The 17,184-nt window shown below is 39.9% G+C and carries 16 protein-coding genes; 6 read left to right on the top strand and 10 right to left on the bottom strand.

The genetic code is table 11. The annotated features are described in order from the left end of the window. Positions 1 to 79 precede the first annotated feature (79 nt). Positions 80 to 946: a cation diffusion facilitator family transporter gene (locus tag ATS76_RS13360; RefSeq protein ID WP_082664351.1), complete on the top strand. Its 867-nt coding sequence runs from the start codon at positions 80 to 82 to the stop codon at positions 944 to 946. Here the strand turns inward: ATS76_RS13360 and ATS76_RS13355 are convergent. The 3 genes from ATS76_RS13355 to ATS76_RS13345 are packed head-to-tail and all read right to left on the bottom strand — an operon-like array spanning position 906 to position 3,939. Then, positions 906 to 1,853 (bottom strand): alpha/beta fold hydrolase, encoded by a 948-nt coding sequence (locus ATS76_RS13355; RefSeq protein ID WP_058552524.1) that lies wholly within the window; start codon positions 1,851 to 1,853, stop codon positions 906 to 908. The genes ATS76_RS13360 and ATS76_RS13355 overlap by 41 nt on opposite strands. Before the next feature lie 3 nt (positions 1,854 to 1,856). Next, entirely contained in the window at positions 1,857 to 3,272 is a 1,416-nt protein-coding gene (locus ATS76_RS13350) for an ATP-binding protein (protein ID WP_058552523.1), read from the bottom strand. Beyond that, positions 3,250 to 3,939: a response regulator transcription factor gene (locus tag ATS76_RS13345; protein WP_058552522.1), complete on the bottom strand. Its 690-nt coding sequence runs from the start codon at positions 3,937 to 3,939 to the stop codon at positions 3,250 to 3,252. The genes ATS76_RS13350 and ATS76_RS13345 overlap by 23 nt, the downstream gene beginning before the upstream one ends. Before the next feature lie 184 nt (positions 3,940 to 4,123). Between ATS76_RS13345 and ATS76_RS13340 the strand changes: the two genes are divergently transcribed. After that, on the top strand, positions 4,124 to 4,615 hold the full coding sequence (locus ATS76_RS13340) for a Spy/CpxP family protein refolding chaperone (protein ID WP_058552521.1): 492 nt from the start codon (positions 4,124 to 4,126) through the stop codon (positions 4,613 to 4,615). 97 nt (positions 4,616 to 4,712) lie between these two features. Here the strand turns inward: ATS76_RS13340 and yacG are convergent, their stop codons facing one another. From yacG to nadC, 7 genes are all read right to left on the bottom strand, one after another. Next, the gene (gene yacG, locus ATS76_RS13335; RefSeq protein WP_006794561.1) at positions 4,713 to 4,943 is read right to left on the bottom strand and encodes a DNA gyrase inhibitor YacG; all 231 of its coding nucleotides are present in this window, start codon (positions 4,941 to 4,943) and stop codon (positions 4,713 to 4,715) included. Positions 4,944 to 5,053: 110 nt separating this feature from the next. After that, positions 5,054 to 6,730, bottom strand: coding sequence for a type IV-A pilus assembly ATPase PilB (gene pilB / locus ATS76_RS13330; protein ID WP_058552520.1), 1,677 nt, complete (start codon positions 6,728 to 6,730; stop codon positions 5,054 to 5,056). 132 nt (positions 6,731 to 6,862) lie between these two features. Beyond that, positions 6,863 to 7,495, bottom strand: coding sequence for a dephospho-CoA kinase (coaE, locus tag ATS76_RS13325; protein WP_058552519.1), 633 nt, complete (start codon positions 7,493 to 7,495; stop codon positions 6,863 to 6,865). Between the two features lie 17 nt (positions 7,496 to 7,512). Next, a complete protein-coding gene (locus ATS76_RS13320) occupies positions 7,513 to 8,406 on the bottom strand; it encodes a prepilin peptidase (RefSeq protein ID WP_058552518.1) in 894 nt (297 codons plus the stop codon). Positions 8,407 to 8,539: 133 nt separating this feature from the next. After that, positions 8,540 to 9,772: a type II secretion system F family protein gene (locus ATS76_RS13315; RefSeq protein ID WP_058552517.1), complete on the bottom strand. Its 1,233-nt coding sequence runs from the start codon at positions 9,770 to 9,772 to the stop codon at positions 8,540 to 8,542. Positions 9,773 to 9,834: 62 nt separating this feature from the next. Then, on the bottom strand, positions 9,835 to 10,272 hold the full coding sequence (locus tag ATS76_RS13310) for a pilin (protein ID WP_327078155.1): 438 nt from the start codon (positions 10,270 to 10,272) through the stop codon (positions 9,835 to 9,837). A gap of 528 nt (positions 10,273 to 10,800) precedes the next feature. Then, positions 10,801 to 11,646, bottom strand: coding sequence for a carboxylating nicotinate-nucleotide diphosphorylase (gene nadC / locus ATS76_RS13305; RefSeq protein WP_058552516.1), 846 nt, complete (start codon positions 11,644 to 11,646; stop codon positions 10,801 to 10,803). Between the two features lie 216 nt (positions 11,647 to 11,862). Here nadC and ampD point away from each other — a divergent pair, with 216 nt between their 5' ends. The 4 genes from ampD to aceE all read left to right on the top strand — a co-directional run bounded on the left by ampD (position 11,863) and on the right by aceE (position 17,174). After that, the gene (gene ampD / locus ATS76_RS13300) at positions 11,863 to 12,417 is read left to right on the top strand and encodes a 1,6-anhydro-N-acetylmuramyl-L-alanine amidase AmpD (protein ID WP_058552515.1); all 555 of its coding nucleotides are present in this window, start codon (positions 11,863 to 11,865) and stop codon (positions 12,415 to 12,417) included. A 13-nt stretch (positions 12,418 to 12,430) separates the two neighbouring features. Beyond that, complete coding sequence (gene ampE, locus ATS76_RS13295; protein WP_058552514.1) at positions 12,431 to 13,282, top strand: beta-lactamase regulator AmpE; 852 nt, start codon at positions 12,431 to 12,433, stop codon at positions 13,280 to 13,282. A gap of 386 nt (positions 13,283 to 13,668) precedes the next feature. Beyond that, positions 13,669 to 14,418 (top strand): pyruvate dehydrogenase complex transcriptional repressor PdhR, encoded by a 750-nt coding sequence (gene pdhR, locus ATS76_RS13290; protein ID WP_058552513.1) that lies wholly within the window; start codon positions 13,669 to 13,671, stop codon positions 14,416 to 14,418. 89 nt (positions 14,419 to 14,507) lie between these two features. Continuing rightward, positions 14,508 to 17,174: a pyruvate dehydrogenase (acetyl-transferring), homodimeric type gene (gene aceE, locus ATS76_RS13285; protein ID WP_058552512.1), complete on the top strand. Its 2,667-nt coding sequence runs from the start codon at positions 14,508 to 14,510 to the stop codon at positions 17,172 to 17,174. Positions 17,175 to 17,184 lie beyond the last annotated feature (10 nt).

The following is a 17,184-nucleotide window of genomic DNA, read 5'->3' as shown; positions in this document are numbered from 1 at the left end:
TTGAATACTCTTATTAGCGGATGAAAACGTGCATAACCGCAGTTACGAATTTTGGGTTAAAGCCTCTAGCATTATTACAATGGTAATGGTGAGTTTAATGATTGCAGCAAAAGCGTGGGCCTGGCTTGCTTCAGGCTCAGCTTCAATGCTTGGCTCGTTAACAGACTCATTAATGGACATTACCGCTACATTCATGAGCTTCTTAGTTTTGGGTTACGCACTGCGTCCTGCCGACGATGATCACCGGTTTGGTCACGGTAAAGCCGAGGCATTAGCAGGGCTTGGGCAAGCTGCGTTTATAGCAGGTTCGGGCTGTTTACTGGCATTCCATGGTATAGAGCGTTTATTTAATCCTATAGAGCTTACACATTCATTATTAGGTGTATGGGTAAGTGCTTTTGCTATTGCTTGTACTTTGGTGATTGTTTTTGTGCAAACAAAAGTAATTAAACATACAGAGTCTATTGCTATAAAAGCAGATTCGGTGCACTACAAAGGTGATTTGATTTTAAATGCCGCCGTTTTAATTGCGATTGCTTTATCTTATTACGGAATGATGTATGCCGATCCTGTTTTTGCAATAGGGGTCGCAGGCTACCTACTGTATAACAGTTGGGATATTGCTAGAGATAGTGCCGATCATTTAATGGATAAAGAACTCCCCGACGATGAAAAGCAAAGTATTTTTGATATTGCTAAAGAGCATACCGACGTGCATGGTGTACACGGAATTCGTACTCGCCAAGGTGGTAAAATTAAGTTTATTCAAATGCATTTAGAGCTTGATGACCATTTAAGCCTGATCCGAGCTCATACTGTGGCCGATGAAGTTGAAGCGATGATAGGTGCTCGTTTTGAATCTGAGGTTGATATATTAATCCACCTCGATCCGCTGTCTGTTCTGACTAAGCCGTCACCGACTCACAAAACTGATACAAGCTGTTAAGCACTGGCTGGCGTATTTCATCACATTCAAAAAATAGTTCATGTTTAGCGTCAGCAAAGCTTTCTAGAGTAATATTTGCGTGCTTATTGGCTAGCCTATAGTGCGCTTCATTATCGACAACCACATCGTTTTTAGCGCTGGCAATATAAACTGGAATATCAACATTGAGCTCATCTATTGAGGCTAAAAAAGTAAAGGTTGAGTTTAGCCACCCATAGGTAACCCCGCCAAGTTGCAATAAAGGCTCCTCGTTATAAGTTTGCCTAAATAAGCTATAGCGTAATTCGCAGCTTGTTAATACGTTTAAAGGGAATTCCTCAGGGGTATAATCGGTTTGCCCTAGTGCATAGCTAAACTGAAAACCAAGGCGTACGGCATTACTTGCAATTATTCTGGCTAAAGGCTTTGGGATCCCTTTGGTGTGTATATCAAACATGGGAGCTGATAAAAACGCACCGCTAAAACTATGTTCGTAGTTTGCCAAATAATCAAATGCAATAGCGCCGCCCATTGAGTGGCTCACGAGCACTTTTTTTTCTTGCCAGAGGGTATCTACTATTTGGGTATTAAATAAATTGAGATCGGCACTGTAATCGTTAAAATTATTTACATAGCCTTTATGTTTATTTTTTAAATAGCGGTAAGAGCGACCTTGTCCTTGGTGGTCAACAATGAATACAGCAAAATTATTAGTATAAAGCTCCCATAATAACTCTTTGTATTTATCGAGCCCTTCGATTCTGCCCGAGCTAATTACAATAGCAACGCGCGCATTGCTTGGCTTTGCATGAGCGTAAAATAGTTGCCCATTAGGCGTATTTAAATAGGCTTTAACCAATGTGTTTTGATAAAAATTATTAATGGCTGATTGGTTGCTTTTAAGCTCGTGCTCACTACTATAAAACATGGTTTACTCTTTGATTATTGGCAGTGTGATATTAGCACACAAGCCGCCCTGATCTTTATTAGATAAAACAAGCGTGCCATTATGAGCTGTAATTGCATTTTTTGCGATAGCTAAGCCTAAACCGGTTCCGCCACTGACTCTGTCTCTTGCATCAGATTGCCTAAAAAACGGCTCACATAGCTTATCAAGCTGATTATTTGGTACACCAGGGCCATCATCACATATTTCAATATGTACGGTATCTGCATGCGATAGGTTTATATTTATAGTGTTATTTGCATACTTAATAGCATTACGCAGTAGGTTTTCGAGCGCGCTGGCAATAAGGGCTTCATCGCAGTTAATGGTTACTTTTGTATCGCCAGATATTGTTAGCTGTTTATTATATTGCTTTGCCTCAAATTGTGCATCGTTTAATACGTGTTCAACAATAACTTGTAGCGATTGTTTTTGCAGCGAAAGGGTTTGGCTTTTCGCCTCTAAACGAGAGACTTGCAAAACGTCAGCAATCATTTTGTCGAGTTGGTTCGCTTCTTTTTCTATTCTTACTAAGTAGGGCTGACTTGCTTCGTTTGCTTGCATTTGTGCTAACCCTGTTGCCATTTTTAATCGAGTAAGAGGGGAGCGCAATTCATGAGATATATCGGCGAGCAAACGTTTTTGTGAGCTTATTAGCAGCTCTAATTGGTTTGCCATGCTGTTAAAGTCACGGCCAAGAACACCCAATTCGTCTTTTCGGTTTGCTGAAATAGAAGCGCGTGCGCTCAAGTCGCCAGAAGATAGTTTTACAGCCGCTTTTTTTAAGCTATTTATAGGCGCTATTAAATTACGGCTAAACAAAAAGCTTAAAATTAGAGACGCGCTAATAGCAATTGATATTTTTATCCAGCCAGGCATTAGCTTTAAGCGTATAAATAAAGGAGGCTGATTGTTTATGTCTATTTCATATAAATAAAAAGTGCCTTCGGGTAGTGTTAATTGAACAGGGCCAAATGCTTGGTATTGCTCTGTAAACACAACTTGTGGCGGCATGTTTTTTGTAAAATTAAGCAGGCTTAAATCTATATTTGCTGGAACGGTTTTATTGGTTAGCGAGTCTTCAGATTGCTCAGCGCTTAAATATAATAGCTTACGTTTAGAAAGTCGTGTATGTGAAAGAATACTATTAAGCGAACGCTTATGCTTAAATGCAGAGCGTTCTATGCTTTTAGCGGTATAGGCTAAGTTTTTTTCTATTGGCCCTTGTAATGGCTCGTTACTTACTAAGTTAAGAGCGCCTATATTACTAAAAAAAATAAGCGCGGTAACAGTGCCGATTATAGTCAGCCAAAACCATGTAAATATTTTAAAAAATAAGTAATGCTGAGGGTGCTTAAGCCAATAAAAAGCGCTGGGCTTATTCGCCTTGAATGAAAACATAACCCGTGCCTCTCATTGTTTTAATTCGTTCGGTTTTGATGTGTTCTGCTATTTTTTTCCGGATATTACTAACATGCATATCAATAGAGCGGTCGAACGATGCTAAACGTCTGCCTAGTACCTCTTCACTTATTTGTTCTTTACTAACAACTTCGCTAGCATTTTTACATAAAAGCGCGAGTATTTCGTACTCTGTGCCAGTAAGCGTGAGCGTATTTTCATCAATTGAGGCTTCTCTTGCTGCAAGATTAATTGTCACCCCATTAACCAGCAGCTTATTTGTGTTAGTAACACTTAAGCTATTTATATGCTCAATGCGGCGAGTAATTGCTTTTACGCGGGCTAGTAACTCCCTATGATTAAACGGCTTTGGTATGTAGTCGTCAGCGCCTAGCTCTAATCCAAAAATACGGTCAAAGTCTTCCCCTTTCGCAGTAAGCATAATAACGGGCGTAAGTTTTGTTTGCCTAAGCTGTTTTAGTACTTCAAAGCCATCTAAAGTAGGTAGCATGACATCAAGCAATATTAATGCATAATCATTACTTTGAGCTAGCTTTAGGCCTTGTGCTCCGTCGTGTACGCTCTGTACTTCAAACCCTTGGGCTGAAAGGTATTCGCTTAGTAATTCACAAAGACCCGTATCATCGTCAATCATTAATAGTTTCATTTACAAACCCTTAGGTAATATGTCATTCCTTTATTTTACGCCCTTAATTGGCCAAAAGTGAATCTTTACACAACCTTTACACTGCTTTGCGTTACTTTGCGTTGAGTTAGTTATAGTTAACTCACTGGCTAGGTAGTCACAACGACAGCTAACCACAACCAACCCAACAGTTAAGGTGATGATTATGACTAAAGTAAATACACTTTCAAAATTAGTACTTATTTGTGGCCTAGCAACAGCCACTCTTGGCGCAGGCAGCGTATTAGCTAAAGGCGGCATGCATGATAAGCAAGGCAACTCTCAAGCGCGTTTTTTACTCTCTGAGCGCGGCGCCAACAAGCTTGATTTAACCGACGAGCAGCAAACCAAGCTTAAAGCTATTTTTGAAGCACAAAAAACGCAAATGAAAGCCTTACGAGGCGGCGATAAAGAAGCACGTAAAGCGATGCGTGAAACGCATAAAGCCAAAATGGATGCATTACTTAGCGCTGCAACATTTGATGAAAATGCAGCTAAAGAGCTATTGAATGCACGCCAAAGTAAAGGCGAAGAGTTTGGTTTAATTAAGCTAAAAACGCAGCACCAAGTAATGCAGGTACTTAACGCTGAGCAGCAAGAGAAGTTTGCTAAAATGCAAAAGCGTATGGACAAAAAGCACCGTAAGCAAAGAGGTTAATTTGCCAAAATATAGGTTGTCATAACCTTATATTTTAGCTTAAGCACTAAAAAGCCAGCAATTAGCTGGCTTTTGTTTTTATAGATACTTTATGACATTACTTAAAAAAGTCATCTTCGTTTTTAGCCATCATGGCTTCTATGTCTTCAATCATGTCTTGGTTTATTTGATCTGCTGATGTAATGGGTGCTGAAATTTTATTATTTTCAAACGACCATTCACCTAGGTCAATGAGTTGGCAACGCTTAGAACAAAATGGGCGATGAGGGCTTTGCTCAGACCACTCTACATTTGTTTTACAGGTCGGACAGTTTACAACAGTAGGCATGTTTTACTCTCTACATTTTTCTTAGCCTAAAGGCTGGTTAAACTTTTTAACTTCCAGAGCTTAGGTTAGTCATTAGCGCTCGCTATAATAATAAAAAGCGCTAAATAGCTTTACATATTGGTTACGCGGTTTATTTCTGCAAGTGACGTTAAACCATCAGCGGCTTTACGTAAACCCGATAGGCGTAAATTATTAAAACCGGCTTTTAATGATACCTCTGCGATTTCTAATGAGTTACCGCCGCGCATAATTATTTGTGCAATTTCTGGTGTAATTTGCATTACTTCGTAAATACCGACACGGCCTTTGTAGCCATCGGTACAGCTATCACACCCTTTAGGTGCATATAGAGTCATATCGTCAATTTGCGCTGTGCTAAACCCTTGGCGAGATAGCTCTTCGCTTGGCAATTGCTCTGGCGTTTTACATTTTGGGCATAAACGACGTGCTAACCGCTGTGCAATAATCAAACTAATAGAGCTGGCTACGTTATAGGCGGGAACGCCCATATTTAATAGTCGGGTAATGGTTTCTGGCGCTGAATTGGTATGCAACGTAGATAAAACCAAGTGACCCGTTTGCGCCGCTTTTATTGAAATTTCTGCGGTTTCAAGGTCACGTATTTCACCCACCATTACCACGTCGGGATCTTGACGTAAAAACGCACGTAGCGCATTAGCAAAGGTCATGTCTGCTTTAGGGTTAATTTGTACTTGGTTTATTCCCTCCAGGTTTATCTCAACCGGATCCTCAGCGGTACTAATGTTGCGCTCAGGTTGGTTTAGTATGTTTAAACCCGTATAAAGAGAGACCGTTTTACCTGAACCGGTTGGGCCTGTAACAAGTATCATACCTTGTGGTTGACCAAGTGCATCCATGTATAACTTTTTCTGTTCTTCTTCGTAACCAAGTACATCAATACCTAGCATAGCGCTTGATGAATCAAGAATACGCATTACTATTTTTTCGCCCCACAGCGTTGGCATCGTACTGACACGAAAATCGATACTTTTTCGCTCAGTAATTTTTAATTTAATTCGGCCATCTTGTGGTTTGCGCTTTTCGGCAATATCAAGTCGCGACATTACTTTAATACGAGCAGAAAGCTTAGTTGCTAATGTATTAGGTGGGCTTGCCACTTCGTGTAAAATGCCATCAATACGAAAACGAATGCGGTACTTGTGCTCGTAAGGTTCAAAATGTAGATCTGATGCGCCTTTTTTTATCGCGTCCATTAAAATTTTGTTAATGTAAACAATAATAGGCGCATCGTCTTTATCATCATCTTGTGGTGTAGATTCTTTTTGGCTTTCGGTGTCTAGGTCGGCAAATTCTTTAAACTCATCTTCGCTTAAATTTAAGCTGCCGGTTGCGTCTAGCAATTGCTCAATTTTATTATCAAGCTGAATATAATCAACAACGACAATTTCGCATGAAAAGCCGGTACTAAATTCAAAGTTTTCGAATGCGCCGTAATCGGTTGGATCAGAGGCTGCCACATAAACCTTTCGGCCTTTTTGGACCAGCGGTAAAATATGGTGCTTGCGGATCAGTTTTTCTTTTACAAGGTCGGCAGGAATAGACGCAGGGTCAAAGTCTTTTAAATCAAAATAGGGAACACGGAACAAATCAATACATTGCTCTGCTAACTCTTTACTGTCTATTTTTCCGCATTTAGAAATCAGTTCAGCTGTTGAGGCAAACTCTTGCTGCTTTGCTTTTACCGTATCGGCATCAATACGCCCAAGCGTAAGAAACTTTCTTAATAACGGTGAGTTAATATTCATTGCGCACCTTTTTAATCCTTCAGAGAGAGTAATTTATCAGAAAAAAGAAGGGGATTACATTACTCTTCACAATCTAGGCTAAATTTATTATTTAATATAGGAGATTAGTTTGTTTTGACTCTGTTTTACAATTTAAGTTACTAGCATTTGTGCCATGTGTAGATAACTTTTATGCAGCGTTAATAAGTCGTGGTTAACGTCGGTAAGTGCGCGGTCGTTATTTAAAATATCATCTGCTTTTTTTTGTTTGTCTTCGCGTGACATTTGCGCTGCAATAATCGCTTTTACTTGCTCAACACTTACATTGTCACGCGATGCCGTGCGCTCTATTTGAACACTTTGAGGTATATCAATCAGTAGCGTTCGATTACACAATTTATCAAGGCCGTTTTCAAACAAAAGTGGCGCTACAAGAACAACGTATGCACTTTTAGCGGTAGTAATATCGTTATGTATTTTGTTTCTAATGAGTGGATGTAATAGGGTATTTAGCCATTCTTTGTCAGCGTTGTTAGTAAAAATACGTTCACGCAGAGCGCTTCTGTTGAGTGTGCCATCGCTCAATAAAATACCTTGACCAAATTTGCTCACAATGGCATTTAAACCATCGCTTTTAGGTTTTACAACTTGGCGCGCAATAATGTCGGCATCAACTATTGTTATACACAGTTGCTCAAACATATTACTTACCGCTGTTTTGCCACAGCCTATACCGCCTGTTAAGCCAAGAACCCAAGGTGATGTTTTATTTATGGTGTCACTCATTTTAGGCTGCACTCAAGTTAGTAACCAATTAAGTTAAAATACGCGCTTTGCAATTGGTTACCCCACAGTAACGTGATCCAACCAGCAATTGCTAGGTAAGGCCCAAATGGGATGGGGGTTGCTTTATCTTTACCCTGAATACTTAACAAAGCGATGCCAATAATGGCGCCAACAACACTTGAAAGCAGTATTATGGTAAGTAACGATTGCCAACCCAATAACGCACCAAATAACGCTAACAGTTTAAAGTCGCCATAGCCCATGCCTTCCTTGCCTGTTAACAGTTTAAATAACCAAAAAACACTCCACAAGCTTAAATAACCAAAGGCGGCACCCATAATGGCATCGCTTGGCGTAATTGTAATTCCGCCAACAGCGGCAATAAGTGCCAGCCAAACAAGCGGCAAAGTTAGTTGATCGGGCAGTAACATGTGGTCTATATCAATAAAGGTTAGTGCCACAAGTGCCCAGGTGATCACTATGTATAATAATGCTTGTTCTGTTGCGCCAAAGGTATAAGCAACCACTAAGCTTAATAGAGCCGTAACAGCCTCAACTGCAGGGTAACGAATAGAGATAGGGTGACTACAACTTGCGCATTTACCCTTAAGTATTAACCAGCTAATAATAGGAATGTTTTGCCAAGGCTTAATGGCCGTTTTGCACTTAGGACAGGTAGAGTTAGGTTTTACAAGATTAAAAGGCTCGCTGGTATTTTTTTGTTTAGCATGATTGGTATTTAGCTCATCATCTAATAATAGCCTACACTCGCTTTGCCATTCACGTTGCATCATAAGTGGCAAACGGTAAATAACAACGTTTAAAAAACTGCCTACACATAAACTAACTAAGCCAACAGTGGTTAAATAAAACCAGGGTTGGCTTAGCATTACTTCAATAATACTTTGCATTATAAACCTGAAAACTGCTTTAAAAAATTAAGTGTAATAATTATCAAAAAAATGATAGAGAATCAATGAGAAGACGTTAGCCGCCAACCTTATAAAAACAAGGCTATCTTTAATTCCTGTAAATTTTTATTAATTAAATGACAGATCCTAGCTGGAAAATTGGCAAATACATTGCAATAATCAACCCGCCTACGAGCACACCAAGTACCGCCATAATAAGTGGTTCTAGTAAGCTTGAAAGGCCATCAACCGCATCGTCAACCTCTTGCTCGTAAATAGTCGCTACTTTTGCCAGCATGCCATCTAATGAACCTGACTCTTCACCAATGGCCACCATTTGAATAACCATGTCAGGGAATATTTTAGAGTTACGCATAGCCCAGTTCATTTGGTTACCTGAGCTTACTTCGGCTTTAATATCTAAAATAGCATAACGGTATACTGCGTTACCGGAGGCACCTGCTGCAGAGTCCAGCGCATCAACGAGTGGTACACCTGCCGCAAAAGTGGTTGAAAGTGTTCGGGCATAGCGTGCAACAGCTGCTTTATTTAAAATCATGCCAATGACAGGGAGCTTTAAAATGGCTCTATCGGTTGCATCTCTGAGTTTTAAGCTTCTGAGTTTGGCTTCTTTAAACGCATAACCAAAGCCAACAATTGCAATTAAAATCATCCACCAATACGCTTGCATAAACTCAGATATCCCGATTACAAATAAAGTAAATGCTGGGAGTTCAGCGCCAAAGCCAGAGAATATATCCTGAAATTGTGGCACTACGAAGATTAGCAAAATAGAGGTAACGATAAGTGCTACAACCAAAACTGCAATAGGATAAAACATCGCTTTTTTAATTTTTGATTTTAACGCTTCAGATTTTTCTTTGTATAAAGCAACACGATCAAATATTTTATCAAGCGCGCCAGATTGCTCGCCCGATGCCACTAAGTCGCAATATAAGTCGTCAAAATAACGAGGGTGTTTTCTAAGTGCTTGCGATAGAGGCTGACCTGCCTTTACTTCATCGCCTATGGTTTCCATTAGCTTAGCAACGCTTTTATTGGTAGAGCCTGAACCAATCATTTCAATAGCTTGTATAAGCGGTACACCCGCCATTAGCATAGTGGCAATTTGGCGTGTAACAAGCGCTATATCTTTAGGAGTGATTTTTTGAACACTTTGAATGCCAAATAAAGGTTTTGGCTTACGCTTAACTTTTGAAGGGGTAATGCCTTGTTTACGTAATTGTGCTTTAACAAGTGCAATGCTATTACCAGTTAGTTCACCTTCAAGACGTTTCCCACGAGCGCTGACACCGACCCATTGAAATGTATCTAGGCTTTTTTTTCCATCTTTGTTTTTAGCCATTATAAGTCTTAGGTTCTTGAGAAGTTAGTAGCCGAGATGACTCGGCTACCTTTAGTAACTGGTTATCTGCAGCTTGAAGGGAGGTAGTTCGTTGAAATCGTCCCAGCAGCACAAGTCCATGTTACAGAACCAGCTGGAACAGTGCCTGATGCTAGAGCTGCTCCTCCTGAAGTTGGTGTAAGGGTTAGAGTTCCATTGCCTGCAGAAGCAGTATAAGTTACTGTCACAACACCCGTTGCTCCTGCGATTGCAACAGAAGTAACGTTATCTGTTGCAGTGGGTGCAACCCAGGCTTGATCTAACGCATTTCCGTTCATAGCATTTTCAGTTACAGTTGTTTTCGCAGCAGATGCAAGTGACAAACCTTCAGTAACTTTAGCTCGAATAGTATAGTCTTGGTAAGCAGGTAACGCCACCGCTGCAAGAATACCGATGATTGCTACTACAATCATTAATTCAATTAGGGTGAAACCCTGTTGTTTTTGAGTCATTGTTTTCATGTTTCCTCTCCTAAAGGATAGATTGTGTAAGTTAAATCACTTAATTGGCATTATGCCGAACTTAATTTAACTGATTTACTTTACAGTTTTGCTTAAAATAAACTTTTTGCGCTATCTCTCGGTTTGAATAAGATTTTCTGCGCTGTATATGCACTTTAGCTTTAGGGTATGAAACACAAAAGCTAGGTGTGAATTCATTATATTTTATATGTAACTTGCTATTTATAAATTGGATGCAAATAAAGTCTACCAGCAGCCAATAAAAGTGTAGGAATAAATAACAAAAGTTGCTTATTAACTTTAATTTAAACGTTAATAACTCATTATTTATGACGAGCTTTTATAATAAAACAGTACAAGTGTATCATTTTATTTTAGTTAATAGCACGTTACTTTTCCTAAAACAGCTAATTAATTTAACAAATTGTTACAATTAGTTATTTTTAACTATTAAATTACTTTTGTTTTAACTTGTCAACGCTTTAGCATTTATTAAATGTAGAACTAAATTATTACTTTGGCCATACATCATTCAAAACGCATCGATAAATCGATTGATTGTAAGTTTTTTGTTAATGCACCGCTAGATATAAAGTCTACGCCCGCTTGAGAATAGGTTTTGAGTGTTGCTAACGTCATATTGCCAGACACTTCTAGTTTAGCGCGCTTGTTAGTTAAAACAACGGCTTGCTTAATTTGTTCAACGCTAAAGTTATCAAGCATGATAATATCGGCGCCTGCGTCTATGGCTTGCGTTAGCTCTTGAAGCGATTCAACTTCAACTTCAACCGGTTTACTTGGGTGGTTTAGTTTTGCCTGAGCAACTGCTTTATCTATACCGCCGCAGGCTGCTATGTGATTTTCTTTAATTAAAAACGCATCAAATAACCCTATGCGGTGGTTTGCGCCACCGCCGCATTTAACTGCGTATTTTTGAAGTGCTCTTAGGCCGGGTATTGTTTTACGGGTATCGAGTAATTGTGTAGTTGTGCCGCTGAGTTCTTTTACATAATGCGCGGTGGTGGTTGCTGTGCCAGATAAAGTTTGTACAAAGTTAAGTGCGGTTCGCTCTGCTGTTAAAATTGCGCGGGCTGATCCTTTTGCTGTAAACAAGGTGCTGTTGGCCGTTACAACGTCGCCATCGCTAACAAGTACTGATACTTGTACTGTTGGATCCACTTGCTTGAATACTTCAATTATGATGTCTTTTCCACAAAATATGCAATCTTCACGAGTTATAACTTTAGCACTTGCTTGCTCGTTTTGTGGGATAAGCTGAGCAGTAATGTCACCATCGGCTGCGGTTTGGTAGTTTAAGTCTTCGTCGAGCGCAAGGGTAACAAGTTGACTAAGTAAAGTGTGCGAAATAGACATGGCTAAAAGCTCATAAGCATTAATAAATTAAAGAAAATTTTACTATGTTTAAATAATGAATAGAAGCGCTTTTAATTATTAGAGCATAGCGGAGAGCTTTAATAGCAAAATGTAAGGCGCTTTTAATTGCCTACCTTTTAAGGCGGGGCTTGGTTACTATCATTATTTTTACAAATCCTTTAGCATCAAGGTTATGAATAGTTTGGTAATAATGTAATGGCAATAGATTTAAATGGGGTTCTAGAAGCTGCAACTCAGCGAGCATGTACGCACTATGATGAGCGCCCTGAACACACAGATATTACCTTGTTGGTCATCCATAATATTTCACTCCCTGCAGGGCAGTTTGGTACCCCCTTTGTGGATGATTTATTTATGGGGGGTATTGACTGTAATGCTCATCAAAGCTTTGGTGATTTAAAAGGGCTGCGCGTATCAGCACATTGCTTTATTAAACGCACTGGTGAGGTGGTCCAATACGTGCCATTTAATAAGCGTGCTTGGCATGCGGGCGTATCTGAATTTGAAGGGCAAACTGCATGCAATAATTATAGTATTGGTATTGAGCTTGAAGGCACCGATACAACGGCTTATACCAGCGCTCAGTACGCCTCGTTATGTAATTTAAGTAAATCTATAATGCAGCGCTATCCCAAAATTACCCCTTCGCGTATTGTGGGGCACTGCGATATTGCACCTGGTCGTAAAACAGACCCCGGCCTTAGCTTTAACTGGCCATTATTTTTAAATATGCTTGAGCAACCAAGTTGAGAGAGTCACTGTCATGATTTTAGTATCTATTATTTTAGCGTTAATTTTAGAGCGTTTAGGGGCACGGTCTAACTATTGGCAAATAAGCTATTACGCCAATGGCTATTTAAAGCGCTCCAATCGCTTACTTGCCCATAACGGATTATTTAGCTCGGCAATTGGCTTTTTAATTTGGCTATTTTTACCTGTAGTAGCCATGGCATGCATTTATAGCTTGTCAAACTTTGTGTTGTGGGAGCTGGCTATTAATATTGCTGTTTTACTTGTTTGTTTTGGTTGTGCAAAGCAGCGCGCTTTATATAAAGCCTATTTAAATGCACTTACGCGAGATGATGGTACTGCAGCCTCTTTATATGCATTGCAAATGGGGCAAAAACGCACTGAAGATCAACAAGGCGGCGAAACCTTTGGGCAAACGCTTGCTTGGGTAAACTTTAGGTTTTACTGTGCGGTTATTTTTTGGTTTGTGGTTTTGGGGGCACCAGGCGCTGTTTTATATGCCCTTGTACGTACCTTTGCTGATTTAGTACGAGACAACCACAAAGTAATATTTGCTAAACATTTTAAGCTTATACATAAACTACTATTTTGGTTGGATTGGTTACCGGCACGTATAGCGAGTTTTGGTTATTTAGTGATTGGTAACTTTAATAAAGGCACTAGCTGCTGGTTACATTATGCGCTTGATTTTTCAAGCCCTAACCGAAAGGTCGTCACCTATACTGCGCTTGCAGCAGAGCAAGTAGAGAAGCGTTATTATGGTTGCACTTACGAGGCAACGTGTATGATTAAATTAGTCAAGCGTAATGTGCTCTTTTATTTAGTTTTAATTGCATTACTTACCCTGTTTGGTGGTTTGTCTTAACACCTTATTTATTTTTACAGCCAATTTAAAAGCAAAGCACTTATTGATGCCCAAGTGCTTTGCTTTTTGGTTACCTTTTCTATTTAAACATAGCGATTAGCCCCTCCTTAAAAATAGAGTTAAAACTCTAAAATCATCTGGTCAGACCATTTGAATGGCCGCCTTATCAGTTACTCAAAATTAAGCTATATTGTGTATTGTTTGATCTTCGTTCAAAATGCGTTACGCTAATACCCCCGTGCAAGTAACCTGTAAATTGACAGCTATATGGGTTTTTGATAACGTATTGCAAATTCTTGGTATGACCAATTTACCTTTTGGGTAAATCTTATAACTTTAAGCCCCAATTTTAGGGCTTGGTATTTATACAACGCGGACGTTGATTCATGTCTTTAAAGATTAAAGCAGCAAAATTATCTGATGTTATTTTACAGCAACTCGAAAATATGATTCTTGAGGGCTCGTTAGCACCAGGAGAAAAGCTGCCTCCAGAGCGTGAACTAGCAAAACAGTTTGAAGTGTCTCGTCCTTCGCTGCGCGAAGCCATCCAAAAGCTAGAGGCAAAAGGGCTCGTTACGCGTCGTCAAGGCGGTGGCACGTTTGTAAAAAATCAGCTTGAAGAAGGGCTAACTGATCCATTATTTGAGCTGATAAGTAAACACCCTGAATCACAATTTGATTTACTCGAATTTCGTCATGCATTAGAAGGTATTGCTGCTTACTATGCAGCACTACGAGGAACGAGTAATGATTTTACTAAAGTAAAACAAAGCTTTGATCAAATTGCGCTATCGCATGATGACTTACAGCAAAAAGCAAAAGCAATTAATGCCTTTCATTTTAGTGTGGCTGAGGCCTCACATAATGTTGTGTTATTGCACTTGGTTAGAGGTATGCAAGCGCTGCTTGAACAAAATGTATTGCAAAATTTAACGGTTTTATTAGAAAAGCCAGATATTAGCAGTCAGTTAGCTCAGCACAGGCGTTTGTTAATGGATGCGGTTATTGACGGCAATCCAGAGCAAGCTCGTTTAGCAAGTAATGCGCATTTAGCGTTTATTGAAGAAGCATTACTTGAAGCGGGCAAAGAATATTCGCGAATTGAACGTAGTTTAAGACGCACCAAACAAAATTAAGCTAATACTCTATTACTTGAACACACAAGTTAAGTATCAGTTGTATTAAATTAACAACATTCGTATTTTAAACATAAGGAAACCTCCATATGTCTGAAGTCAATAAAATTGACGTAGACGCGCTAGAAACACAAGAGTGGTTACAAGCTCTTGAATCAGTTGTGCGCGAAGAAGGTGTTGAACGAGCTCAGTACTTACTTGAGCAAGTATTAGAGCAAGCCCGCTTAGACGGCGTTGATATGCCAACGGGTATTACCACGAACTACGTTAATACTATTCCTGTAGATCAAGAGCCTGCTTACCCAGGTGATGTGAATCTTGAACGTCGTATTCGTTCAATTATTCGTTGGAACGCGATTATGATCGTTCTGCGTGCATCTAAAAAAGATCTCGACTTAGGCGGCCATATGGCGTCTTACCAATCGTCAGCTGCTTTTTACGAAGTGTGTTTTAACCACTTCTTCAAAGCACCAAACGACGTAGACGGTGGCGACTTAGTTTATTACCAAGGCCATATTTCTCCGGGTATTTATGCTCGTGCATTTGTTGAAGGGCGTTTAAGCGCTGCTCAACTAGATAACTTTCGCCAAGAAGTAGATGGCAAAGGTTTACCGTCATACCCACACCCTAAATTAATGCCTGAATTTTGGCAGTTCCCTACAGTATCAATGGGTTTAGGTCCAATTGCATCTATTTACCAAGCGCGTTTCTTAAAATACCTAGACGGCCGTGGCCTAAAAGACACTAAAAACCAACGTGTATACGCGTTTTTAGGTGATGGTGAAATGGATGAGCCAGAATCACGCGGCGCAATCTCTTTTGCTGCTCGTGAAAAGCTAGACAACCTATGTTACTTAATTAACTGTAACTTACAGCGTCTAGATGGCCCAGTAATGGGTAATGGCAAAATTATTCAAGAACTAGAAGGCCTATTTAAAGGCGCTGGTTGGAACGTAATTAAAGTTGTATGGGGAAGCGGTTGGGATATTCTGCTAGCTAAAGATACAACAGGTAAATTACTACAATTGATGAACGAAACAATTGACGGTGATTACCAAACTTATAAAGCAAAAGATGGCGCGTACGTTCGTGAGCATTTCTTTGGTCGTTACCCAGAAACAGCAGCCCTTGTTGCTGATATGACGGATGACGAAATTTTTGCACTTAAGCGTGGTGGTCATGAACCATCAAAACTTTATGCTGCATTTAAAAAGGCCGAGCAAACTAACGACCGTCCTACTGTGATACTTGCTAAAACTGTAAAAGGTTACGGCATGGGTGAAGCAGCTGAAGGTAAAAATATTGCGCACCAAGTGAAAAAAATGGATATGAGCCATGTTGAACACTTACGTGACCGTTTAGGCCTACAAGATTTAGTCTCTGAAGAAGCAATTAAAGACTTACCTTACTTAGAGCTTGATGAAAGCTCTGAAGAGTACAAGTACTTGCATGCTCGTCGTAAAGACTTAAAAGGTTATACACCAACGCGTATTGCAGAATTTTCTGAGACGTTACAGTTGCCAGAAGTCGAAGCGTTTAAGCCATTACTTGAAGAGCAAAAGCGTGATATTTCAACCACAATGGGCTTTGTTCGCGCACTTAATATTCTATTAAAAGATAAAGGCATTGGTAAAAATATTGTGCCAATTATTGCCGATGAAGCGCGTACCTTTGGTATGGAAGGTTTATTCCGCCAGATTGGTATTTACAACCCGCATGGTCAAAACTACACCCCTCAAGACCGTGATATTGTTTCTTACTACAAAGAAGCTACATCAGGGCAGGTACTTCAAGAAGGTATTAACGAGCTAGGTGCAATGTCGTCATGGGTGGCTGCTGCAACATCATACAGCACGAACGATTTACCAATGATCCCATTCTACATTTACTACTCTATGTTCGGTTTCCAACGTGTTGGCGACATGGCATGGATGGCGGGTGACCAACAAGCACGTGGTTTCTTATTAGGTGCTACTGCCGGTCGTACTACGCTAAATGGTGAAGGCCTGCAGCATGAAGATGGCCACAGCCATATTCTTGCAAATACGGTTCCTAACTGTATTTCTTACGACCCAACGTACGCATTTGAAGTTGCCGTAATTGTACAAGATGGTATTCGTCGTATGTACGGTGACGACCAAGAAAATATTTACTACTACCTAACGCTTATGAACGAAAACTACCATCAGCCAGCAATGCCAGAAGGCGCTGAAGAAGGTATTCGTAAAGGTATTTACAAGCTTGAAAGCTATGAAGGTAAAAAAGCCAACGTACAGCTATTAAGCTCAGGTACTATCATGACTGAAGTGCGTAAAGCAGCCGCGATTTTAAGTGATGATTACGGTATTGCATCTGATGTGTATTCAGTAACGTCGTTCAACGAATTAACTCGTGATGGCCAAGATGTTGAGCGTTTCAATATGCTTAACCCAGAAAGCGAGCAAAAAACAGCTTACATTACGAGCGTATTAAACGACTCAGTAACTGTTGCCGCTACCGATTACATGAAAAACTACGCAGAGCAAGCCCGTTCATTTATTCCTAGCAATAACTATAAAGTGTTGGGTACAGATGGTTACGGTCGTTCTGATAGTCGTGAAAACTTACGTCGTCACTTTGAAGTTAACGCAAGCTACGTTGTTGTTGCAACGTTATCTGAACTTGCTAAACGCGGTGAAGTTGAAAAGTCTGTGGTTGTTGACGCGCTTAAGAAGTTCGACATCGACACCAATAAACTAAACCCACTGTACGCATAAGAGGTTTGCA

The sequence above is a fragment of the Pseudoalteromonas sp. 10-33 genome (assembly GCF_001469195.1).
Taxonomy (GTDB): domain Bacteria; phylum Pseudomonadota; class Gammaproteobacteria; order Enterobacterales; family Alteromonadaceae; genus Pseudoalteromonas.
This window is presented reverse-complemented; position numbering and strand designations above follow the sequence as displayed.

Bases quoted from the DNA above. Each gene is read 5' to 3' on its own strand.
- ATS76_RS13360 (WP_082664351.1), top strand. From the start codon at position 80: ATGGTAATGGTGAGTTTAATGATTGCAGCAAAAGCGTGGGCCTGGCTT.
- ATS76_RS13355 (WP_058552524.1), bottom strand. From the start codon at position 1,853: ATGTTTTATAGTAGTGAGCACGAGCTTAAAAGCAACCAATCAGCCATT.
- ATS76_RS13350 (WP_058552523.1), bottom strand. From the start codon at position 3,272: ATGTTTTCATTCAAGGCGAATAAGCCCAGCGCTTTTTATTGGCTTAAG.
- ATS76_RS13345 (WP_058552522.1), bottom strand. From the start codon at position 3,939: ATGAAACTATTAATGATTGACGATGATACGGGTCTTTGTGAATTACTA.
- ATS76_RS13340 (WP_058552521.1), top strand. From the start codon at position 4,124: ATGACTAAAGTAAATACACTTTCAAAATTAGTACTTATTTGTGGCCTA.
- yacG (WP_006794561.1), bottom strand. From the start codon at position 4,943: ATGCCTACTGTTGTAAACTGTCCGACCTGTAAAACAAATGTAGAGTGG.
- pilB (WP_058552520.1), bottom strand. From the start codon at position 6,730: ATGAATATTAACTCACCGTTATTAAGAAAGTTTCTTACGCTTGGGCGT.
- coaE (WP_058552519.1), bottom strand. From the start codon at position 7,495: ATGAGTGACACCATAAATAAAACATCACCTTGGGTTCTTGGCTTAACA.
- ATS76_RS13320 (WP_058552518.1), bottom strand. From the start codon at position 8,406: ATGCAAAGTATTATTGAAGTAATGCTAAGCCAACCCTGGTTTTATTTA.
- ATS76_RS13315 (WP_058552517.1), bottom strand. From the start codon at position 9,772: ATGGCTAAAAACAAAGATGGAAAAAAAAGCCTAGATACATTTCAATGG.
- ATS76_RS13310 (WP_327078155.1), bottom strand. From the start codon at position 10,272: ATGAAAACAATGACTCAAAAACAACAGGGTTTCACCCTAATTGAATTA.
- nadC (WP_058552516.1), bottom strand. From the start codon at position 11,646: ATGTCTATTTCGCACACTTTACTTAGTCAACTTGTTACCCTTGCGCTC.
- ampD (WP_058552515.1), top strand. From the start codon at position 11,863: ATGGCAATAGATTTAAATGGGGTTCTAGAAGCTGCAACTCAGCGAGCA.
- ampE (WP_058552514.1), top strand. From the start codon at position 12,431: ATGATTTTAGTATCTATTATTTTAGCGTTAATTTTAGAGCGTTTAGGG.
- pdhR (WP_058552513.1), top strand. From the start codon at position 13,669: ATGTCTTTAAAGATTAAAGCAGCAAAATTATCTGATGTTATTTTACAG.
- aceE (WP_058552512.1), top strand. From the start codon at position 14,508: ATGTCTGAAGTCAATAAAATTGACGTAGACGCGCTAGAAACACAAGAG.